The organism is Actinomadura soli (assembly GCF_005889715.1).
In the GTDB taxonomy this organism is placed as follows: Bacteria; Actinomycetota; Actinomycetes; order Streptosporangiales; family Streptosporangiaceae; genus Spirillospora; species Spirillospora soli.
This window is the reverse complement of sequence record NZ_VCKW01000523.1, coordinates 1-2,087: the sequence shown is the minus strand read 5'-3', so window position 1 is coordinate 2,087 and position 2,087 is coordinate 1. Positions and strand designations below refer to the sequence as shown.

Sequence of the window (2,087 nt, the reverse complement as noted above, 5' to 3'; positions counted from 1 at the left end):
GCGGGGCAGGCGCTGCAGCGTGTCCTGCTGCGGGCCGCCGAGCACGACCTGGCTGCCGTTTACCACACGCAGGCGCTGCAGGTTCCGGAACTTCGCGCGTTCATCCGGGCTCGTTTCTGCGGTGACGCCCACCCGCAGATGCTGATGCGCCTCGGCGTACCGGACGGCGAGGACCTGACCACCGTCCGTCGTCCCGTGGAGGAGGTCATGACCGAGGAAGGTTGAGCAAAGTCCCCATTACGCCTGAACGCGCTCGCCGGGCGACGATATGGCGCCTCAGCCACGGGAACCGATCTCACAAACCCGGTATCGGCTCAATGTGAGGTGGCCGGGCGGAAGCCAGGGGGAAGTCAAGATCCCGAGAGCCTGACATGCCGCCATTAACACGGTAATACTGGCGTTGTGGCTGAAGAGGCTGGTGCCGGTGCGGACCGAGCGCGGCTGATCCTGCCGCAATTGCAGCTGGACGATCTGCTGACCGAGCTGCAGACGCGGCTGGAGGGGGCACGCGCCACCCGCGACCGCGTCCACGCGCTGCTGGAGGCCGTGGTCTCCATCGGCAGCGACCTGGACCTGGAGACCGTGCTGCGCCGCATCACCGAGGCCGCCGTCACCCTGGTCGACGCCCGGTACGGGGCCTTGGGCGTGATCAGCGAGGAGGGCGAGCGGCTGATCCAGTTCGTCACCGTAGGCGCGAGCGAGAAGGAGATCGAGGCGATCGGGCACTGGCCCCACGGACACGGCATCCTCGGGCTGCTGATCCGCGAGCCGCACTCGATCCGGCTGCCGGACCTGGGCGAGCATCCCGACTCTCACGGATTCCCCGCGAACCATCCGCCGATGCACACGTTCCTCGGAGTACCGATCCGGGTCCGGGACGAGGTGTTCGGCAATCTGTACCTGACCGAGAAGGCAGGCGGCGGCGAGTTCGACCAAGAGGACGAGGTCGTGGTGACCGCGCTGGCCACCGCGGCCGGGGTCGCGATCGAGAACGCCCGGCTGTATGAGGAGACGAGGCGGCGGGAACGCTGGCTGGAGGCGTCCAGGGAGATCTCCACGACCCTGCTGTCGGGCACCGACCCGCACGAGGTGACCACGCTGGTGGCGCAGCGCGCCCGCGAGGTCGCCGACGCCGGGCTGGCGACGGTGGCGCTGGTCGAGGAGGGCGCTCCGGTTTTCGTGGTCGAGGCTGCCCACGGCGAGGGCGCCGACCGGCTGGAAGGGCTACGGGTGCCGCTTGACCACTCGGTCGCCGGCCCCGTGTTCACCGAAGGGACGCCGCTGCGGCTGGCCGACGGGAGCGAGGCCGCTCACGAGGCGAACGTGCCGACGCACGTGCCGATCGGGCCGCTGCTTGTGGTGCCCCTGGGCGTGGGTTCCTCCGCCCGCGGGGTCATCTCGGTGATCAATCCGCCCGGCGGCGCGGTGTTCTCCGAGGCCACGCAGCGGCTCCTGGAGACGTTCGCCGGGCAGGCCGCGGTGGCCCTGGAGTTGGCCGACCGCCGCCGCGACGCCGAACGCCTCACGCTGCTGGAGGACCGGGACCGCATCGCCAAGGACCTGCACGACACCGTGATCCAGCGGCTGTTCGCCACCGCGATGACGCTGATGGCGACAATCAAGCTGGTCGAGCGCAAAGAAGTGGCGGTCCGCGTCCAGCGCGCCGTGGACGACCTGGACGAAACCATGCGGCAGATCCGCTCCACCATCTTCGCGCTGCAAGGCCCGGTGGACACCGAGTCGCTGCGCAGCCGCGTCCACGCGCTGGTCGACGCGGCGACCGAGAACCTGGGATTCGCGCCGTCCGTCCGGCTGGACGGGCTGCTGGACACCGCCGTCGACGACGACATCGGAGAGCATCTGCTGGCCGTGATCCGCGAGGCGCTGTCCAACGTCGCCCGCCACGCCCACGCCTCGCAGGTCGTCCTGGTCGTTGAGGTGAACGACGAGCTGGCGCTGCGCGTCGAGGACGACGGCGTCGGCATCCCCGAAGGCGGCCGCCGCAGCGGCCTGCGCAATCTGAGCGACCGGGCCAAAGGCCTGGGCGGCTCGTGCACTACCGCCCCGCGTGACGGCGGCGGGACCGT

At 70.3% G+C, this 2,087-nt stretch carries 1 protein-coding gene and 1 pseudogene; both read left to right on the top strand.

Going from position 1 to position 2,087, the window contains the following annotated elements:
• Nucleotides 1-225, top strand: a pseudogene (locus ETD83_RS43360) (Acg family FMN-binding oxidoreductase); the annotation flags it as partial.
• Between the two features lie 177 nt (nucleotides 226-402).
• Nucleotides 403-2,087 (top strand): GAF domain-containing sensor histidine kinase (locus tag ETD83_RS41480; RefSeq protein ID WP_138650710.1); only part of this gene is annotated, 1,685 nt, incomplete at its 3' end.